Source organism: Shimazuella sp. NTD248, from assembly GCF_059510395.1.
This window is the reverse complement of sequence record NZ_JCAJZT010000001.1, coordinates 374,951-393,936: the sequence shown is the minus strand read 5'-3', so window position 1 is coordinate 393,936 and position 18,986 is coordinate 374,951. Positions and strand designations below refer to the sequence as shown.

Genomic DNA, 18,986 nt, shown 5'->3' with positions numbered 1-18,986 from the left:
TGCCTACCTTGTTGCATTTCTCTTTATTATGTGCAGCATAAATCCAACTTAATAGGAATATGTTGGGGATAATTTTGGATGGACGATCATAAATAATAGGGGAAGCGTTTTTTTATAGCTTCCCCCTTCCTTGCATATAGCCCTCCTGAGCGTTTTTAGGAGGGCACTTTGTGATACAATAAAACAAGTGGAGGGAAACAAGATGAGTACGTTTGATCTAAATGAATTAATGGAAGCTGCTGAGCAATTAGGCAATCAAATAAATGATTCAGAAGAAGTAAAGCGGTATCTCGAATTGAAAAAAGAAATCCATACAAATGCAGAAGCTCAAATGTTGATAAAATCTTTTGAAAAAGTAAAGGAAGACTTTGAGGAAACGAAAAGATTTGGTATTTTTCATCCCAATTATCATGAAGCAAAAGAAAAAATGGAGTATTATCGAGAAAAGCTGAATGGACATCCCCTGATCGGTGAATATCTAAAGACCGAGCAGCAGATTGAGCAATTGTTATTCCAAGTTTCACACCTCATTGCACGGTCCGTCTCCAAAGAAATAAAGGTACCAAATGATCTAATTACAAGAAAAAAAAGGTAATAAATTAACCTTTTTTGCTCCATTTACAGTCTACACATCGATTTCCACAGCAAAAACTTTTTTCATCAGGCGCGACAAAAGCAATCTGGTAAACCACAAAGTTTGCGTTTTTTCTAATGTACAGGCATTGAAAACACCAAATTGTACCTCTTACAAATAATTTACTTTTTTGATCGAAATAGCTCATCATTACGTTTGGAGAAACATGCAGACTGGTGTATAAAAAAGTTTTTCCAGCGAAAGTCTTAAGATCCAGCTGTTTGGATGGGCACTCTGGGTCTTTTAAAAGAAAATCGATGAAATCCGTTATAAGACTTGACATTCAAGAAGCACCACCTTTTATATAAAAGATAGGAAAGTGGGGTTTAGGTTAGTGAATTTATTTGAGGATTTGCGAAATAAAATTGGAAAAAGTGTTGCAGAGACGAGTCATGCATCCAAACGAATGATTGAGCTGAGCAAGTTAAACTACAAGCGAAAAGATAAGAAACGAGAAGCAGATCAGATAGCTGAAGAAATTGGGTGGGTAGCTTTTACGGAATGGGAAAAGGAACAGAATATCAGTATCAACAAAGCGCTGAAAAGTGGGTTAGAGCGTCTGCAATTTGTACAAAGAGAAATAAAAAGCATTGATATGGAAATAGAAAAAGTGAAGAATGAAAATAAGTTTTCTTATTCCGATGGTTTATCTCCAGCGGGTCATCATACTACCTCTTTTTCTGAACCATCATCTTTGCTAATTTATTTATGTCCTTATTGTGCCCATCAAGTAGGTGAAGATGATAGACAGTGCAGGAATTGTCAAAAAAATTATTACTAAATTTACCATTTTATAGAGGAAATAAACAATATTTGTCGAATTTAGGAAAAATCACCTTCTGGGCGAATATTGTGTAGGTCAAATTAATCAACCAAAGGAAAAATAACACTGACTTCTCCAGAAAGGAGTACGTAGATGAGCCAGCGATCAGTAGCAATTACTATTACTAGTGGAAAGGGAGGAGTAGGAAAATCTACTACAGTAGCCTCCGTAGGTCTAGGTTTGGCCCAACTAGGACATCGTGTTTGTTTGGTGGATACAGATATTGGATTACGAAAGCTAGATCTCATGTTGGGTTTAGAAAATCGTATTGTGTATGACATTGTGGATGTTATTGAAGGGGTTAGCAAACTTAGACAATCTTTGGTTCGCCACAAAGAGTATCCCGACTTAGCATTACTCCCAGCAGCCCAAACTCGCTACAAAGAAGAAGTATCTCCAAATCAAGTAAAACAAGTAGTAAATGAGTTGCGTAAAGAATTTGATTTTATTTTAATCGATTCCCCAGCAGGTATAGAAGGCGGCTTTCGAAATGCTATTGCTGCAGCTGATAGGGCAATACTTGTCGTAAATCCAGAAATACCGTCTGTTCGGGACTCTGATAGAGTAATTGGTCTTTTGGAATCAGCAAATTTAGATCAGATTGACCTTGTGGTTAATCGTGTGCAGCCAGATATGGTAAAAGATGGCGATATGTTAAGCGTAGACCGTGTCAAAAATCACTTAGCTATTAACTTATTAGGTGTTGTTCCAGAGGACCGCAGAATAATTCGTTCATCAAATACAGGAGAGCCTGTCATATTGGATGGTAAATCATATGCTGGTAAAGCATTTTCTAACATTGCTCGAAGATTGTCAGGTGAGGATGTGCCTTTCCTCGAACTAGAAGAAGGTACGCTTATTTCGCGGATTAAACGATTGTTTCACATCGCGTGAAAAGAAATCGAGGTGAAACAGCATTGACCTTATTTAATATGTTTAATAAAGAGAAAGAAGAACCAACAGCAGTGACTGCTGACGATCGTCTATCTCTTGTCTTGAGTTACCAGAGATCAGATATTGATGAGAAGAAATTAAAATTATTTCAGACTAAATTGATCGAGCTATGTGATGATTTTGGATACGATGTTGTGGGACAGGTTACCATTGTACCTCAATCCAAAGAAAGAACTACCATTATTAATGCAAGTATCCCAGTACGACCAAAAAATCAAGCAAAAGAATAGAAATGATGGTTTATCATCACAGATGCACGAAGAGTCTATCCCATAAATAGACTCTTTTTCCTATACGTTATAGTAAGTATTTTTATAATAACTTGCATTGAAAGCAATATATATGATAAGTTCATTTTTAAAATAATTTAGGTATCTCTTTGCATTTTCATGGCTAAGAAGTCTGCGATAATGCTTGGAAACGCTTTATCTTCACTTAAAGTCAGCAAAGAAATAGATACCCGAGTTCCCCCATACTGGCGCATTAGCAGATTTAACTTTTCTTTTGCTTCTGATGTCAAACGACCATAACGAGATTCAAAAGCTTGGTAGATCATGGTTTCTTCTGTCTGAGATGGAGATTCTTGAGTTGAATTTGTACTCCAGATTGAGGAAAAACTTGGCGCTTGAAATTGTTCATTGGTAGTTTCTGAGCGATCTAAATTGCGAATGACGGGTCGATTGGTTTGCCACTCAGGTAACTTTCTTTTCTTTCTAGGTCGTTCGGCAGGTAAATGGGCAAATCGTTCTGACTGTTTTCTTCTGAGGGTATAAATTCTCTGGTAGATGGCCCCTTGCGTACGTGAAAGTTTCTCTTCTAAAGAGGAAATCGCGGTAGATAATGATTTACCAGCTCCAAGATGTTGATTGACTGTATCAATTACAATATCTTCTTCTGCTTCTGTCCAACTATTTAATCGTGCTGCATTATCTTTATATTGTTCATCCATCACTTCAAAGCGTGATGATTGCTCTGATTTTAATTTTCTTACATGGGACATGATACCTGCATAGCCTCGGTTTAATGTATTGGCTATAACTTTGATGGTATCTCGCTCTCTTTCCCCTTTTTTTAATCCTTCATTTACTAATTCTATAATTTTTTCATTTTCTTCTATTGAATATTTGCCTTTTTTTGGGTCGAGCAGCATATAGAAACTCCTTTCAATGTTCACATTTTTATTACTTAACAATATAACAGAAAAGACACAAACTTTTCCACTATTAAGATAGCAATTATGAACATAAGTATTTTCCAACCTGTATTTAATCGGCTAAATTTAATAAAATATGCGAAATGAAGTATGAAAAGGAAATTATTGGACAAATGATAGAGATATAAGAGATTAAAGGAGTGCTTCAGTTGTTGTCTTTAAATCAAATTCGCTCCCAACTTACTTCCAGACTGGAAGATCCACCACATAAAAAATGGTCTGAACAAGCCCAAGCTGCAATAGTCATTCTTTGGGGGCTGCTGATATATCCTCAATTGGACAAGGATATAAGAAAACAGTGGAATGCAAAAGATTACATAGAGCTTTCAAAATTTCATGATCTATTTCAAACCTACAGTGAAGATCAAACAACAGAAACGTTATTAGAGCTTTTAACAGAGTATGATTATGTTCGGTTAGATGAAAAAAATCATATTCGGTCAGGAACACAACTGTTTTCAGCTGTACATGCATTGGGGATGTATCGTTTTTTTCGATCATCTGTAATTGCCAGACAGCTTTTCCAATCCTTACAAAAAACCAGCCACTCTTCCTGAGGGCTGGTTAATTTTTTTTCTCCAATAAATGTTCAATTTCTTTTTTTAACAATTCCAATTGATCTCTACTTAATTTAGGTAAGTCTTGGATCATAAGTTCAAATTTCATGGAGCGAAACTGTTTTAAAAAAGCAGGTATATGAGGTGTGTTTGCAGACATGATGTTATCCCACCTTTGAAATATAACTTTTTTAAGAATGATGTTACTATTCTATCAAAAAAAGTAACCCATTCAAACTAAATATATACTTTTTTCTATTTTGATATTTTATGTTTATCTTATGTACATAAAGGGTATATACCTGTGTGACAAGTTAATTCTTTTTATATATCTAGATGAATAGAGGTGCTGAGTAAGACATGATGGAAGAGCTGAAAGCACTGGAAAAGCAGATAGATCTATTGATGGAAGAATACTTACTTGCAAAAGAGCGACATGAGTTTTTGGAACAATATGACCTACACCAAGAGATGAAAAAACTTAGACAACAACATAAAGAAATGCGCAGGAATCTCATAAGTTAAAGAGCAAAAAGCACGCTGTATATAACGTACAGCGTGCTTTTTATTGTTTTCCAACAAATGACATTGAAATTCCAGTTTTTCACACGAATGTTCCAAAGCAAAAAGAAGCAATATAAGAGTACACCCAGCGGAGAGGAGGTGAAACAACATGGCACAAAATCGTAACAACAATTCTAACCAATTGTTAGTACAAGGAGCAGCTCAAGCTCTTGATCAAATGAAGTATGAAATTGCTCAAGAATTTGGTGTACAACTTGGTCCTGATACCACTTCTCGTGCAAACGGTTCTGTAGGAGGAGAAATCACCAAACGTCTTGTTTCTTTAGCTGAGCAACAACTTGGTGGTGGAGCTTACTAAGACTCTTACACAAATAGTTAAATATTTGGTGATATGAGCAGTGATTTCGATCACTGCTCATTTACTTGCTTTTTTTGATTTGAAATGAATGGTGCTCACTTTCCTTCCACTACCCCTACAGTGGGTTTTCTCGCCTCTTATGTTATAATCAGCCTGGGTACATACTTAAGAAATATAAGCGAGGGGTGAATTTCGTGAAAGTATTTACTCATGGGAGCAATGTAAATTTCCAAGCTTCAGCACGGGAAATGTTTTTTCCTGATTTAGAATCGCTGCTGAAGCGAAAAAAAGAACAGAGCAAACAATTCGTGATGGGTTTACTTAAACCGGACAAAGAACAGCTTGTCGTTTATGGTCTCCTAACAAGATGTAACTTAAACGACACGGAACATACATATGAACTGGAAGATGAGACGATAAAGTGGTCTCAAGATGAGTTTTTGCTCAGTCAGGAAGCTGCATTTACGATAGAAGATGCGCGTCTTGGTAAAGTGGACTACGACATTATATATCTGACTTATGAAGACAGCGAAGGGGAATCGGTATTATTTTTTATCGATGAAAGTAGCGTCACTCATCCATTGGCTTGTGTAGTTCAGTTCTATGAGCAAGTCAAAGACGTTGGTCGCGATGTGGATTTTTCATTGACTGGATGTTCTGCAAACGAATGGAAGCCTCAAAAATAAGATTTAAAAGCCTACTGATTATGTAGGCTTTTTTCTTTATCATCTAAAAAGGGCACTTTCTTAGGTGATTACATATACCGTTGGGATTTCTTTCCCATATCTTATGTTAACAAGCTCACTACTTTTTTTTCTTATTGTAATGCTCTTTAATGATCGACATCATAGCAGGTGAATTGAACACATCATATATGAAATCACCTTTTGGTCCTGAGTCTGGAGCAGAAGTGGATGGATTACTGGGTGTAGCAGTTTTGGGTGCATCTGTCTTGGGATCATCGGTCTTGGCAGCATCTGGCTTTGGATTATTAAATTTTGCCATGTGATTGATAAGTTTCATCAACTTATCTCGATCACCAAACGATGTATTCACATTATAAATAGCCTGCATCATCTCATCCAGTTGACTTGTTTTTTTGGATAGATCACTTGCTAGCTTTGCCAATTCTGCAAAATAATCGTCATTCATTTTTCCACCATCCTAATGAGAATCAATTGTTTTATAGTCTATTCTCCATACAGCTTATGAGTGAGGGGGAAAGAAAATGGAACCAGAGAATGAGAACCCTCAAAATATTAGGAATAGAAGGATTTTTTATTTAAAAGAGGGAGCAGACTTTGTAAGATGTTCCAAAGAGTTAAAAAAACAAGGCATCACGCCAATCGAATATCTTCCTCATCTGGGGATGGTGATTGGAGAATCGGTAAATCCTCGATTAAGAGTAGATAATCATCCATATGTAGAGCATGCAGAACAAGACATACGTGTAAATATTACAGAGCCTTCGTATCACGGTAGTACGTATGCGGTTAAACCTACTTTCCCTTGGGGAATAGAACGTATTGGAGCACCAATGGTTTGGACGAAAGTAAAAGGACGAGGAATTCGTATTGCGGTTATTGACACAGGAATTGATCCAAGTCATCCTGCAATTTATCGTAATTACAAAGGTGGAATGAATATTTTGGCAAGAGGTTTTCCACCGATGGATTACAATGGTCATGGAACTCACGTAGCAGGGATTATTGCAGGTAGATCGCGAAATACGGGGCTAATTGGAGTTGCACCTTGGGCAAGTCTGTATGCCGTAAAAGCATTTAACAAAAATGGAAGTGCAAATTTATCTGATTTACTCAGTGCGATTAATTGGTGCATCGAGAAGCGAATGCATATTATTAACATGAGTTTTGGGATGGAAATGGTGAGCGAATCGCTAAAAAAAGCAATTATGATTGCTCATCGAAAAAAAATTGTAATGGTTGCAGCAACAGGTAATCAGGGGTTAAAAAATACGATCGATTTTCCTGCGAGGTTTCCCGAAACAATTGCAGTAACTTCTATCGGTATGAACGATAGAATATCGCCTTTTGGAAACAGGGGAAAAGGTGTGGATATCGCTGCACCAGGAGAAAAAATCCCATCTGCTTGGTTAGGGCAGACGACAAAAGAAATGAGTGGCACTTCGATGGCAGTACCTCATGTGTCAGGTACGATTGCATTGATGTTGCAGTTAAATCCAAATTTAAATCCAGAACAAATTCGGTATTTGTTATTATACACAGGCAGAAAAATGGACCGGGAATTTATTCGGACGGTAAATACGAGTCAAGCTATTCGTTACCTCCTGCGAACAAAAAAATAAAAACATAGTATTTCCTATATGTTTCCATAGCAGTTGCTATGGATTTCGCATTTGAAGATAAAAAATATTCCCACTTCTCCTATCTACTGCGTTTGACGATTTTGTGTTACACTGTATCATGAAAAAGTAGAAAATCCCAACTTGAAAAAATTGGGATTTTCTACCTTGCTTAAAATTGGTTTTTACTTTTTTTGCTATGAGAACGAGCATTTTGAGCTCGTACTTGTTGTACATTGGTAGCAGCTTCAGAAGCGAATTCTGTTTTATACCCAGCAGCGCTGTTCTGAGCTTGAGCACCAGCAGAAGCAGCATTTTGAGCTCGTACTTGCTGAGCATTGGTAGCAGCTTCAGAAGCAAATTCTGTCTGATACTGACCAGCAGCACTGTTTTGAGCTTGAGCATTAGCAGAAGCAGCGTTTTGAGCTCGTACTTGCTGGGCGTTCGTAGCAGCTTCAGAAGCAAATTCTGTCTGATACTGACCAGCAGCACTGTTTTGAGCTTGAGCTTGAGCGTTAGCAGAAGCAGCGTTTTGAGCTCGTACTTGTTGGGCGTTTGTAGCAGCTTCAGAAGCAAATTCTGTCTGATACTGACCAGCAGCACCAGCGTTTTGGCTTTGTGCATTTTGCTTACGAACATGAGCAGGATCGGTTTTGTATTTGTTGTTCATTCGATCACCTCCTAGAAAGTATTGTGCCCAAGTAGATTTTTTTCTTCCCATCCGTTTTTTTCCTTTTAATCGTTTAGAAGTGGAGGCATTTAATGAAAGACCGAGTTTCACGCTTTATTTGGAAGATAACACCAAAAAATAGCGTATCTAGATTTGTGGGAAGTATGGCTAAAAAACGTTTTAGTCGACATTTTATTCCTTTTTATATTAAAAAATTTCAAATAGATCTTAATCCAGTGAAAAAACCTGTCGATCAATTTGAAAGCTTATTGGATTTCTTTGTAAGAGAATTAAATGCAGAAGCACGACCAATTGACGCAGATCCAGATAAAGTAACTAGTCCTGTCGATGGCATTATTACACAGATGGGTAAAATAGAAGAAGGAACGATTATTCAAGCAAAGGGAATATCTTATCGTTTGGAAGATTTATTGGCAGGAGACAGTAAGACAGATCAATTTTTTAATGGACAATTTGCCACCATTTATTTAAGTCCCCGTGATTACCATCGTATACATAGTCCGATTTCCGGTGAAATAGAATCGCTGACCTATATTCCTGGTAATTTATATCCAGTTAATAAGTCAGGAGTTCGTTTATTTCCGGGTTTATTTACACAAAATGAACGTGTTATTTCTTATATAGATAGCGAATTTGGACAAGTTGCTTTAGTCAAGGTTGGTGCTACGAATGTGGGAAGTATTAAAGTTACTTATGATCAAGAAATTACGACAAACATAGGAAAAAAACAACAAAAAAATAAAAAGATATATCCAAAGGCAATTCAGATGAAAAAAGGCGAGGAATTAGGACGGTTTGAATTTGGTTCTACCGTTATTTTGATATTCGAACCAAACATGATCAACTGGTTACCTAACATTTCTAAAGGAATATCATTAAAGATGGGACAACCTATTGCAGAGGTAAGCCCAAGAAAGAAGGATTAATTTTGTTTGGACACACACACATTCCTCTCAAACAATTCCCGCGATTTTTTCCAGTGATTACAAGCCTGATGATTGTACATACGATATGCTACTTGATGCTCTTGTTTCATAGTGGGTCTGTGTCAGGGGAAGCGCTTGTGGTCCAATATGGTGCAGTTGAAGGTTGGCGTATTCAGGCAGGAGATTGGTGGAGAGTTTTTACAGCAATATTTTTGCATACTAGTATTTTTTCTTATCTGTTAGGATTGTTTTTTCTGTATATCCTGGGTCCTCAACTTGAATGGCTATTAGGAAGATTATTTTTTCTTCTCATATATCTGTTTTCTGGAATGTTGACTTTTGTAATTGTGTACATAACTGGAATGGAAGGAATATATTTTGGTTCTTTAGGTGCTGTATATGGCATATTTGGCGTTTACTTATATTTATTTGTGCGAAAAGCAATCCATCCGCAATTTGGACTCGCAGTATTGGTTCTCACCGTTTTAAATCTTGTTGTTGATTACCCGCTTACTGGAGTGTACTTTATATGTGTACTGGCAGGTTTTGCATTATCTTTAGTCTTCTTACAATTTCGAAGACCTGATTCAGATTCATAATCCATAGAAGCTTGGATAGACTATTTTTAGGTGAGGCTCTATGGACTTTTTACAAAAATTAAATCGTGAGGCATGGGTCTTACTGGGAGTCAGTGGATTGCATGCTTTTTCTTTTGCTCTGTCTAACGCTTTTTTGAATGTTTTTTTATGGAAAATTAACCATGATTTATTTAAGATTGCTTGGTACAATCTTGCCAATTATTTCGCTATCGCAGTTACTTTTATATTGGCGGGATGGATAACCAAACGAGTAGATCGCGTTATTTCTATTCGGATTGGAGTGGCATTGCAAGCTCTTTTTTATTTGACAGTTCTCCTTTTAGACACGAGAGCTATTGACTATGTAGTTCCACTTGGATTTTTTCTCGGACTCGGAAATGGATTTTTTTGGATGTCTTTTAATGTTTTGTATTTTGAAATCTCAGAGCGAGATAATCGAGATGTCATGAATGGAATAAGTGGTTTTATCACTTCATTATCAGGAATGATAGCACCATTAATTTCAGGATTTATTATTACACGTGTAGATCACTTTTTAGGGTATAGAATAATCTTTGGTATTTCGCTGGGAATCTTTGCTCTTTCTGTAGTGGTCAGTTTTTGGTTGAAATTGCGAAAAGCAGAGGGTAAATTTCGACTAAGGGAAGTAATGGTTATTTCTTTTCAACCGAAAACAAATTGGTTTTGGATACAAGTATCCTCTTTTTTTCAAGGACTACGAGAAGGAGTTTTTCTTTTTTTTACTGGTCTATTGGTCTACTTCATTACACAAAATGAGTTAGCGCTTGGAACTTATTACACAGGTGCTTCTATTGTGTCCCTTATTTCTTATTTACTTCTAGGTAAATATTTAAAGCCGACATGGAGGGCGAATGCTGTACTTGTAGCTACTGTTATGATGGGGTTATTGATTATCCCGTTTTTAATCTATTGGAATACATGGACAGTCATGTTATATGGTATTGGAATGTATCTTTTTTATCCATTTTACTATGCTCCAAATACTTCAATCGCATATGATGTAATTGGTGAGCATGAGAAAGCTGTCGAACTAAGAGTGGAATATGTGGTGGCAAGAGAAATAGTCATGAACTTTGGGAGATTGATCAGCTTAATCATTTTCATGATTATTTTAGCGAAAACAAATACGATAACCTCTTTAAAACCATTGCTCCTATGTTTAGGTTTTATACAAGTGGGAACTTGGTTTGCAATACGTAAAGTACCTTTGATCGCGAAACTTTAGTTTTTACCCTTTTTTCATAGGAAAGGAGGGTTATTTTTTTTCAATTTATTTCTACCAGATTACATTTTGGTCACTTTTTATGTTTTTTTAAAGTTTCAATTATGACGCATAGTACAATGGAAAAGGAGGTGTCTGAAAATATATGATAGATTTATTTGTTTTTATATTCGTTCTTATTATTTTGTATTTCTTTTATAAAAGAAACAAAACATTAGAGAAGAAAATGGAGAATTTAGACCTTTCTTTACAAGTTTTAAAAAAACGATTGGAAGATGTAGAGAAAGAGAGAGAGAAGGTTCAGGAGGAAGTCCAAGATCATTTATCAATTGATAAACAGGAGAAAGACAGAGATGCTCAGACTCCAGTTTTTCCTCCTCTTGTAAAAGAAGAAAAGCCAAAAATGCTAGAAAAGATATTACCAGAGAAAGGTTATGCACCAAAACGTAAATCCCGAACAAAAACGGAATGGGAATTATTAATTGGAGGCAAATGGTTAAATTGGATCGGTGCAGTTGCGCTTTTTCTAGGTACAGCGTTTTTTATGAAATACGCTTTCGATAATAATTGGATTAATGAAATTACAAGAGTTGCGATTGGAGCAGTATTTGGCTTCATTTTACTATTCATAGGTGGAATATTTTCCAAAAGAGGATTAAAAATCTTCAGTCAAGGATTAGTAGGGGCAGGAATTGCGGTCTTATACACGTCTGTATTTGCGACTTATAATTTTTATGAACTTGTACCGCAGTTAGTTGCTATTATATTAATGTTACTCGTTACCGCACTTAGCTTTGGGCAAGCGATTTATTATCAGTCATTACCAATTGCAATCATCGGATGGTTAGGGGCTTATGGAACACCGTTTCTTTTTCCTGGTGAGGGGAGCACTCTTGGATTGATGAGTTATCTCGCATTCGTTACCGTCGGCATATCTGCTCTGGTATGGAGGAAACGAAATTGGACCATTCTTTATTACCTGTCCTTTGTAGCTACTTATCTGATATTTTTTGGATGGAGTATCGCATCTGAGAGTGAGGAACATACTGTATTTCTCGTCTCGTTAGCGTTTTTTTGGTTACTCTTCTATCTGTCTGATCTTCGTTTTCTCTTTCACGAGCGAGCTACAAAGTATGAAAAAATGGTTAGTATTTTCAATACTGTACTTTTAGGTCTTGGGTTAGTCTGGCATTTTCCAAATACGGTGCATTATCGTCTCTGGTTTAGCACTTGTATGCTACTGATTGCAATTTTGTATCTCATTCCGATTGTATATTTTTATGCTCGTAAAACGTTATCAAAAGCAAATCAATGGCAAACAGCAAGGCAGAGTATTACATTTCTCCTTTTTCTATTGGCAGCAACAGGTGTATTTTTCCACTTTCAGACGTTTCTTTTTATTGCTTCTATCGAGATAGGGATAATGATTTGGTGGGGTTTACGTTATCAAGTGCGTTATATCGAACGATTTGGTCTAGGATTAATGTGTATGTCTACTTTTGTCATTTTTATTTATACGCTTGGAGAAATGGGTCAACTGAAACCTTTATTCAATTGGGTATTATGGAATGATCTCATAGGTGTAACCGTATTGTTGTGGAGTGCACATTTATATAAGCAACAAAATGCTATGTTTATCCGAAATAGCTTACATGCCATATGGGCTACCCTTTTAGCAGTAGGCATTTATGTGGAAAGCAAACTCTTCTTTTTGCATGTATATCCAAGAGAAATGTACGTGAAGCTCGGGAAATGGGATTATATAAGTCATGTCAGCTATATGGAAGACTTATCGATTGCCTTTTGTTTGCTGGTTTACGCTGTATTATTAGGCTGGTTTGGTTTAAAGAGACGGGTAAATTCTGTTCTCATCGCTAGCAATGTGATATTAGCTATTATGTTGATCCAATTAGCAATCCTTGGGAGAGCATATCCGGCTCTTGATTATTTCAGGCCTGTCTGGAATATTCGTGTGCTCATTTTTATCCTTACAATGGGACTGATATTTGGATCATATCGCTTATGGAGAAAGCTGGGGCTACAGCATCCTTGGTACAATTGGTACCGATTATCCATCATTTTGTCTGTGGTTGTATTGTTGTTTGAATTGGTTACAGTAGAAATTGTGGATGGATTTACCAAACAGATTAATTTGCATCAATCTACAACGAGTTTGTCTTCCGCTTCTTATCTCGGAAATCTTGAATTTTACACTTTAGTATTGGTTTGGATCTTTTTGAGTGTTCCGATGTATATATTGGGAGTACGTTTGCGATATCGTTTGTTGATGTATTTTGGTTTGTCTGCCCTTGGGCTCGGAACAATTCCTATTTTATTTCGTGGGTTGACGTTTTACTCATATAAACATTTTATACCAGTAATCAATTTGCGATTTTTATCATTGATTTGTGCAATTGGTATACTTTTCTTCTTTTACCGGTATATGAAGAAAAACGAGGATACAAAGAGCAGCTTATATTTCCGCTACATTCGACAAACACTGTTTTTTATTGGAGTCCTGGCAGTTTTTCTCTGTGTGACGATGGAAATCAGTGATACATTTGAGGCTAATATACTGCGATACATCGCTGATAGGGAAGAAGTGATTCGACTTCAAAACTTACAACAGTTGTCGATATCGATTGCATGGTTACTTTTATCTTGTTTCTTTCTATGGGTGGGTATTTGGCAGAAAAAACAATCTGTTCGAATTTTGTCGATCTGTGTTTTTGGACTATCAATCTTAAAAATCTTCTTTTTCGATCTGTCATTTTTGACGACGTTATATCGTATTTTTTCTTTTATGGGATTAGGAATTATTCTATTATCCGTATCATTTATTTATCAAAAATATAAACATTGGTTTTCTGCAAATTAAAAAAAGTCCCTAAGTTTTTTAGGGGCTTTTTCATCGTGTAAACTAGGAAAAACCATTTGAATATCAAGTTTTAGCAGGGAATTTGTATAATTATGTCGAATACATAATTATATGTCATAGGAGTCTCTTTTGTATAGAAAAAAATTCTCGCCTTACTTCCGTTCTTATAAATATACACATCCAGATTGTATTTCTTTTTTTTTAACATGCGATTTGGAGTAAAGGTGGTGGAGTAAAAGTAGTCGAACAAAAAAATTATTAAAATACTTGGTTCATAAACATAAATATGCTAAGATAACTAGCAGTCCCTTTTTTGTAATCGGTTTCTTAATTTGATAGGTAAGGAAGAAATAGGCATAATGTATTTGGACGTGACATATCATGTAGCACGGTTGTACTAGAAAATAATGCTAACAAATAGAAAGCTATGGTTTGTGTCTTTTTAAGGAGGAATCGGCAATGTCTAATCAAAAAGAAGTTTTACTTACGGAAGAGGGATTACAAAATCTAAAAGAAGAGTTAGAACTTGCAAAAACAGTGAAACGTCATGAAGTAGCAGAACGTCTAAAAGAAGCAATTTCGCAAGGAGATCTAAGTGAAAACTCTGAATATGACGCTGCTAAAGAAGAGCAAGGTCTAATAGAAGCAAGAATATTGACACTTGAAAATATGATTAGAAATGCAAAGATCATAAAACCTGGTGAAACTGATAAAACGCTTGTTTCTGTAGGGGCTAAAGTAACCATTCAAGAAATTCCAGATGGTGATACAGAAACATATTATATAGTTGGTAGTGCGGAGACAAATCCTGAACTAGGTAAAATTTCAAATGAATCACCAATTGGGAAAGAGTTAATCGGTAAAAAAGTAGGCGAAGTCGTCAACGTTCCTGTTCCATCTGGAACCATCCAATTAAAAATTGTAGAGATTGATTAATTTCCCTTTCAAATAATCCCATCATCCTTCAGAGATGATGGGATTATTTGTTGTAGAAAAATAGATAGGGAGCGTTCCGTGTGATATTCTACCCAACTTCCTTGCGAATTTCGGATTAATAGCCGAGCTATTTCGGGATGATTTTTAGGTATCGTAACAATTACAGATTGAAATGGATACTTAATGGGGGAGAAAGCTGAAAGAACAACTGGATGATGAAACTGAACCAGAATGTATCTAGTAGGCAGCTGAAAAGAAGATAGGCCTGATAGATGATCGATTTTATTTAACAGCTGTTCCATTTCATATTGGGAGGTAGTGCTCTCTTTTACTACATGCTTTTGACCGTCTTGGACATACCACATTTGAAAATTACCCATGGATGCTGTCTTCTGTGCATATGCAGTTGCAAAACTGATACCAATTAGCAGGAATGGAAGAATTAGGAGGAGAATTTTTCTAAGTAGATGTGTAGTTTGTTGCATAAGCGTCACGACCTTTTTTACGTTTATCGTTTGTCAGAATACAAAAAAACATACACGGGTGAGGAGTTATGCAGAATATTTCTTTTGTACATGTAGCAGATTTGCATTTAGGAGCGCCAATCAAAGGTTGGAAGTGGGAAAAAGAACATATTTGGATAAGACAGGAAGAATATTTACAAACATTTGAAAGGATTATCTCGTTTGTCAAAGAGAGAGCTGTCCCATTTCTATTTATTGCGGGAGATTTTTTGGAGCATGGATTTGTTACTTCTAGTTTGTACCAATTTGTTTTTGATCAACTACAACGAATACCAGAAACACGTATTTTTATAAGTCCAGGTAACCATGATCCATATCGAGAAGATTCTATATATGTCCAAGAAGTATGGCCAGATCATGTGTATATATTTTCCGGGCAGTGGGAAACACTTTTCTTTCCTCAGTTTCAATTACATATTTCAGGTAGAGGTTTCATAGACTTTTCTGAACGTCATAGTTCTCTGCCTACCCCTATGAAAGATGCATCTGCTCATATTTATGTGGTTCATGGCGATTTTAGAGAAGAGAGCTCTTTGTACTTTCCGATTTTAGAGCAAGAACTGTTGGAACATGAAGTTGATTATGTTGCACTTGGGCACATACATAAACGTCAGACTTATCAGTTGAAAAACAACAAAAAAACAATCATCCATTACCCAGGCTCTCCAGAGGCCAGGAACTGGAAGGAAACAGGATCGAGATATCTTACCTTTGGTACGGTCGACAAAACGGGAGTTAACTTAGAGGCCATTCCTATACATACCCGTAAATATGAAGAACTAGAAATTGATATAACCAATCGATTGACGCTTGCTCATATAGCTCAACTGGTTCAGACAACAATAAGGGAGGAAGATATAAATGATTACCTCAGCATTCGATTAGCAGGTAGATCAGCTATCGGTCGAGAGGATAAACATTGGTTGCACAAGCTAGAAACAATGGTACAAGCGAATCACAAATGGCTTGTTTATGAGGATAAGACGCTGCCAGAATATAACCTTCAACAATTGCGGAATCAGCAGACTTTAATCGGCACATTTGTTCATATTATGGAACAACGTATTGCACAAGAAACAGATGAGAGACAAAAACGAATTTTAGAAATAGCTCTGTACCGAGGTTTAGATGCGATGGAAAGTGAAGTGATAAATCAATGATCATTGAACGTGTTCATTTTCATGGATTTGGTTGTTTGAAGCAGTATACCATTCCTTTTCAACCTGGCCTCAATATCATTTATGCTCCAAATGAATCTGGGAAATCTACCTTGATGCGTGGAATTTATGCTCTCTTATATGGAGGTGCTCAAGAAGGAAAGCGGGTTAGAAGAGAAGCGGATTGGTATGCGGGATATAGGCCGTGGTTATCAGACCAATATGGTGGAGAAATTGATTATCTTTTACATGACATCCCTTACCGTTTAGTACGAAATCTTTCCAAGGGAAGAGAACAAGAGCAGTTAATTAATCGAGAGACTGGAGAGGAATTGCAACAGCATTTTTTATTTGATCAAAGAAAAGAAAGAAAGATTTTGGAAACGCAAATAGGTTTATCCGGGGAGTTATTTAGACGAACAGCTTATATTACTTCTTATTCTGATATGGGATTACAATTCGATAAAGAAGAAATTAAATGGCAGCAGAAATTGGCGGAAAAATTAAACGGTTTACTTGACCAAGGAGAAGAAGTGGAATTGTCCGTAATACTGGGTTATTTAGATGACCAGTTAAAGGAAATGGGAAAGACGGAAAATGCCAAACAAAAACCTTTTGGGATGTTGATAGAAAAAGAGAAAGGCTTACAAAGTAAACTGGAAAAAAATAAGGAAACTCAAAAAGAATATTTACAGGCTCGAGTAGAATTCCAATTTTTATTAAAAGAACAAGAAAGATTAGAGGATGAATACCAAGTTTTATCAGAGCAACATCAGCGAATATCAGTATCCCTACAGTGTAAGGCGGATTGGTATCGTCTGGATAAAATTCAAACAGCATTAGAAGAATGGAAATGTACTCAACAATTGCGTACGGATCAGGAAGAGATGATTCAAAAATTAGAAGAAAAAAGAGCAGAGCTAGAACCACCTTTTCGGATGCAGGCGGAAGATATGGAAGAGTGTGGGGCTCTGCATTACCAAGTCCAAACTCTAGATAAGCGCATTAGCCAGTTGGAGCAAGATGTGCAAAGTGAACAAAATGTCACTTCCTTATACCATCCATGGTGGAAACCAATCTATCCTATGATCACTTCTGTTGGTGCTCTCCTAACGGTTGGCAGTTTTTTTATTTCTACGATATGGGGTTTCCTATTTTTTATCCTCATGTGTTTGGTTTGGGTGATTCCTCAGATGATTTCTGTTTATTCCAACAAGCAACAAGAGATGACTCGTCACCATAATATACAAATAAATCAAAAGCTTTTGTCCCAATACAAAGCGGAAAAAAGAGTGTGTCAAGAGCGTTTAGATTGGTGGGAAAATCGGGTTGGCACCAATGATGCGGGGATTATTCGTAAGTGGTGGGATCAAACACAAGCAGTAGAAAAAGTCGAATGGGAGTTAGAACAATTATTGAGAAAACAGCCGATTTTAAAGAAAGGAGAAGGAAACTACTTACGTCAAAAATGGGAAGATGGTAAAAGAGAGGTTGTTTTGCGATACCAAGGAGCTTTTTGCCGCATATCTGATAAGCAAATTGATAGTGAAAGTCTAGGGCTTTCCAGAGAAAGCGTACATAAGTCGATTCAAATTAACAGCATGCAAATAGGAGAAAAGAAAAAGACTGTACAAGAATTGGAGCTTCAACTGCATCGATTTCAACTGCTTCAAGTTGAATGGGAGCAAGTGAAGGAGCAGCTCGAGCAATTAAAAGAAGAGAGACGAGCTATTAGCGTTGCGAATGAGGTGTTATTAGAGGCATATCGCAGTCGGCAGGGAAATGTAGCTCCGATATTACAGCAGGTATCATCTTCGTGGATCAAAACAGTAACTAATAACAGATATGATTGCCTCTATGCTGACTTCTCAGGTGAAGGTTTAAGTGCACGGATTCCTGAGACTGGAAGGAAAGAGAAGATCGATCAATTAAGTACAGGAACATTGATGCAAATGGTTTTTGCCCTAAAAATGTCCATTATTCAATACATATCCGCTGAATCGAAACAACAGCTTCCCATTTTACTAGATGATTGTTTTGTTTACTATGATAAAGAACGTCTCACTTCTATCCTTCCTTTATTGGGTAAACTTGCAAAGCGCCATCAAATATTACTCTGTACTTGTCACACAAGAGAAATAGAACAGCTTGATTATTTAGGACAACCTTATCACAGCATTTCCCTTATTTCATAATAATGTGAGGCTTTACTCCTCGAAGTAAGGCCTCTACTTTTGCCATTTGAGGGATTGGTGTATTGTATTTCCTCATCGCATTTTTAAAATGCTTAACAGCCAATTCATATTCTTCAGAAGTAATGTACAATCCCTGATGGATTTTTCTCATATTTTTTCCGTGATAGCGATTTGGACCTCCAAATAGAAAACTCACAAGCATCGTGATGTGACTAATTCGAATTTGGTGTATGTTAGCATCATGGAAATAATGAGCTAGTTTTTTATCATTCACCAATAAGTGGTAAAATTCATGGACAATAGCTGCAATGGTTTGTTCACCACCGAGATCAGCATATACATTTTTATTTTCCATATTAATTCTCCAATCTTATAAAGGTACTAATAATTGGGAAAATTATGTACAATAGGAATAAAAAAGTCCCGTTTTAAGGGACTTATTCTATTAAG

General features: G+C 36.5%; 22 protein-coding genes. 16 read left to right on the top strand and 6 right to left on the bottom strand.

The genetic code is table 11. From position 1 onward, the window contains the following. Window positions 1-202 precede the first annotated feature (202 nt). The 4 genes from AC5WOE_RS02075 to AC5WOE_RS02060 all read left to right on the top strand — a co-directional run bounded on the left by AC5WOE_RS02075 (window position 203) and on the right by AC5WOE_RS02060 (window position 2,641). Complete coding sequence (locus AC5WOE_RS02075) at window positions 203-595, top strand: YlbF/YmcA family competence regulator (RefSeq protein ID WP_496048336.1); 393 nt, start codon at window positions 203-205, stop codon at window positions 593-595. A 373-nt stretch (window positions 596-968) separates the two neighbouring features. Continuing rightward, window positions 969-1,415, top strand: coding sequence for a hypothetical protein (locus tag AC5WOE_RS02070; RefSeq protein WP_496048335.1), 447 nt, complete (start codon window positions 969-971; stop codon window positions 1,413-1,415). Between the two features lie 135 nt (window positions 1,416-1,550). Further along, window positions 1,551-2,351 (top strand): septum site-determining protein MinD, encoded by an 801-nt coding sequence (gene minD / locus AC5WOE_RS02065; RefSeq protein WP_496048334.1) that lies wholly within the window; start codon window positions 1,551-1,553, stop codon window positions 2,349-2,351. Window positions 2,352-2,374: 23 nt separating this feature from the next. Continuing rightward, on the top strand, window positions 2,375-2,641 hold the full coding sequence (locus tag AC5WOE_RS02060; RefSeq protein ID WP_496048333.1) for a cell division topological specificity factor MinE: 267 nt from the start codon (window positions 2,375-2,377) through the stop codon (window positions 2,639-2,641). Between the two features lie 137 nt (window positions 2,642-2,778). Here AC5WOE_RS02060 and AC5WOE_RS02055 read toward each other — a convergent pair whose 3' ends face one another. Continuing rightward, the gene (locus AC5WOE_RS02055) at window positions 2,779-3,561 is read right to left on the bottom strand and encodes a hypothetical protein (RefSeq protein ID WP_496048332.1); all 783 of its coding nucleotides are present in this window, start codon (window positions 3,559-3,561) and stop codon (window positions 2,779-2,781) included. Window positions 3,562-3,776: 215 nt separating this feature from the next. Between AC5WOE_RS02055 and AC5WOE_RS02050 the strand changes: the two genes are divergently transcribed. Then, complete coding sequence (locus AC5WOE_RS02050) at window positions 3,777-4,181, top strand: hypothetical protein (protein WP_496048331.1); 405 nt, start codon at window positions 3,777-3,779, stop codon at window positions 4,179-4,181. Between the two features lie 7 nt (window positions 4,182-4,188). Here AC5WOE_RS02050 and AC5WOE_RS02045 read toward each other — a convergent pair whose 3' ends face one another. Further along, window positions 4,189-4,341 carry a hypothetical protein gene (locus tag AC5WOE_RS02045; RefSeq protein ID WP_496048330.1) on the bottom strand — a complete coding sequence of 51 codons (153 nt, stop codon included), beginning with the start codon at window positions 4,339-4,341 and terminating at the stop codon, window positions 4,189-4,191. Between the two features lie 200 nt (window positions 4,342-4,541). Here AC5WOE_RS02045 and AC5WOE_RS02040 point away from each other — a divergent pair, with 200 nt between their 5' ends. The 3 genes from AC5WOE_RS02040 to AC5WOE_RS02030 all read left to right on the top strand — a co-directional run bounded on the left by AC5WOE_RS02040 (window position 4,542) and on the right by AC5WOE_RS02030 (window position 5,750). Next, the gene (locus AC5WOE_RS02040) at window positions 4,542-4,706 is read left to right on the top strand and encodes a hypothetical protein (RefSeq protein ID WP_240873387.1); all 165 of its coding nucleotides are present in this window, start codon (window positions 4,542-4,544) and stop codon (window positions 4,704-4,706) included. A 148-nt stretch (window positions 4,707-4,854) separates the two neighbouring features. After that, window positions 4,855-5,064: an alpha/beta-type small acid-soluble spore protein gene (locus AC5WOE_RS02035; RefSeq protein WP_496048329.1), complete on the top strand. Its 210-nt coding sequence runs from the start codon at window positions 4,855-4,857 to the stop codon at window positions 5,062-5,064. A 194-nt stretch (window positions 5,065-5,258) separates the two neighbouring features. Continuing rightward, window positions 5,259-5,750 carry a hypothetical protein gene (locus tag AC5WOE_RS02030; RefSeq protein WP_496048328.1) on the top strand — a complete coding sequence of 164 codons (492 nt, stop codon included), beginning with the start codon at window positions 5,259-5,261 and terminating at the stop codon, window positions 5,748-5,750. Between the two features lie 118 nt (window positions 5,751-5,868). Here AC5WOE_RS02030 and AC5WOE_RS02025 read toward each other — a convergent pair whose 3' ends face one another. Continuing rightward, window positions 5,869-6,216 carry a hypothetical protein gene (locus tag AC5WOE_RS02025; RefSeq protein ID WP_496051789.1) on the bottom strand — a complete coding sequence of 116 codons (348 nt, stop codon included), beginning with the start codon at window positions 6,214-6,216 and terminating at the stop codon, window positions 5,869-5,871. 76 nt (window positions 6,217-6,292) lie between these two features. Here AC5WOE_RS02025 and AC5WOE_RS02020 point away from each other — a divergent pair, with 76 nt between their 5' ends. Continuing rightward, window positions 6,293-7,390: a S8 family peptidase gene (locus AC5WOE_RS02020; RefSeq protein WP_496048326.1), complete on the top strand. Its 1,098-nt coding sequence runs from the start codon at window positions 6,293-6,295 to the stop codon at window positions 7,388-7,390. Between the two features lie 169 nt (window positions 7,391-7,559). Here AC5WOE_RS02020 and AC5WOE_RS02015 read toward each other — a convergent pair whose 3' ends face one another. Next, complete coding sequence (locus AC5WOE_RS02015; RefSeq protein ID WP_496051788.1) at window positions 7,560-8,057, bottom strand: gamma-type small acid-soluble spore protein; 498 nt, start codon at window positions 8,055-8,057, stop codon at window positions 7,560-7,562. 92 nt (window positions 8,058-8,149) lie between these two features. On the opposite strand from AC5WOE_RS02015, the gene asd reads away from it, so the two are divergent. From asd to greA, 5 genes are all read left to right on the top strand, one after another. Then, window positions 8,150-9,004, top strand: a complete 855-nt coding sequence (asd, locus tag AC5WOE_RS02010; protein ID WP_496051787.1) for an archaetidylserine decarboxylase — start codon at window positions 8,150-8,152, stop codon at window positions 9,002-9,004. Between the two features lie 2 nt (window positions 9,005-9,006). After that, a complete protein-coding gene (locus AC5WOE_RS02005) occupies window positions 9,007-9,603 on the top strand; it encodes a rhomboid family intramembrane serine protease (protein WP_496048323.1) in 597 nt (198 codons plus the stop codon). A gap of 40 nt (window positions 9,604-9,643) precedes the next feature. Then, on the top strand, window positions 9,644-10,849 hold the full coding sequence (locus tag AC5WOE_RS02000; RefSeq protein WP_496051786.1) for an MFS transporter: 1,206 nt from the start codon (window positions 9,644-9,646) through the stop codon (window positions 10,847-10,849). Window positions 10,850-10,991: 142 nt separating this feature from the next. Further along, window positions 10,992-13,724, top strand: a complete 2,733-nt coding sequence (locus tag AC5WOE_RS01995) for a DUF2339 domain-containing protein (RefSeq protein ID WP_496051785.1) — start codon at window positions 10,992-10,994, stop codon at window positions 13,722-13,724. A gap of 459 nt (window positions 13,725-14,183) precedes the next feature. Continuing rightward, window positions 14,184-14,660: a transcription elongation factor GreA gene (gene greA, locus AC5WOE_RS01990; protein ID WP_496048320.1), complete on the top strand. Its 477-nt coding sequence runs from the start codon at window positions 14,184-14,186 to the stop codon at window positions 14,658-14,660. 8 nt (window positions 14,661-14,668) lie between these two features. Here greA and AC5WOE_RS01985 read toward each other — a convergent pair whose 3' ends face one another. Beyond that, window positions 14,669-15,145, bottom strand: a complete 477-nt coding sequence (locus AC5WOE_RS01985) for a hypothetical protein (RefSeq protein ID WP_496051784.1) — start codon at window positions 15,143-15,145, stop codon at window positions 14,669-14,671. 68 nt (window positions 15,146-15,213) lie between these two features. Between AC5WOE_RS01985 and AC5WOE_RS01980 the strand changes: the two genes are divergently transcribed. Further along, the gene (locus AC5WOE_RS01980) at window positions 15,214-16,344 is read left to right on the top strand and encodes a metallophosphoesterase (protein WP_496051783.1); all 1,131 of its coding nucleotides are present in this window, start codon (window positions 15,214-15,216) and stop codon (window positions 16,342-16,344) included. Next, on the top strand, window positions 16,341-18,536 hold the full coding sequence (locus AC5WOE_RS01975; RefSeq protein ID WP_496051782.1) for an ATP-binding protein: 2,196 nt from the start codon (window positions 16,341-16,343) through the stop codon (window positions 18,534-18,536). The genes AC5WOE_RS01980 and AC5WOE_RS01975 overlap by 4 nt, the downstream gene beginning before the upstream one ends. Here the strand turns inward: AC5WOE_RS01975 and AC5WOE_RS01970 are convergent. Next, entirely contained in the window at window positions 18,526-18,891 is a 366-nt protein-coding gene (locus AC5WOE_RS01970) for a group I truncated hemoglobin (protein WP_496048316.1), read from the bottom strand. The two genes, AC5WOE_RS01975 and AC5WOE_RS01970, sit on opposite strands and share 11 nt — an antisense overlap. Between the last annotated feature and the right edge of the window lie 95 nt (window positions 18,892-18,986).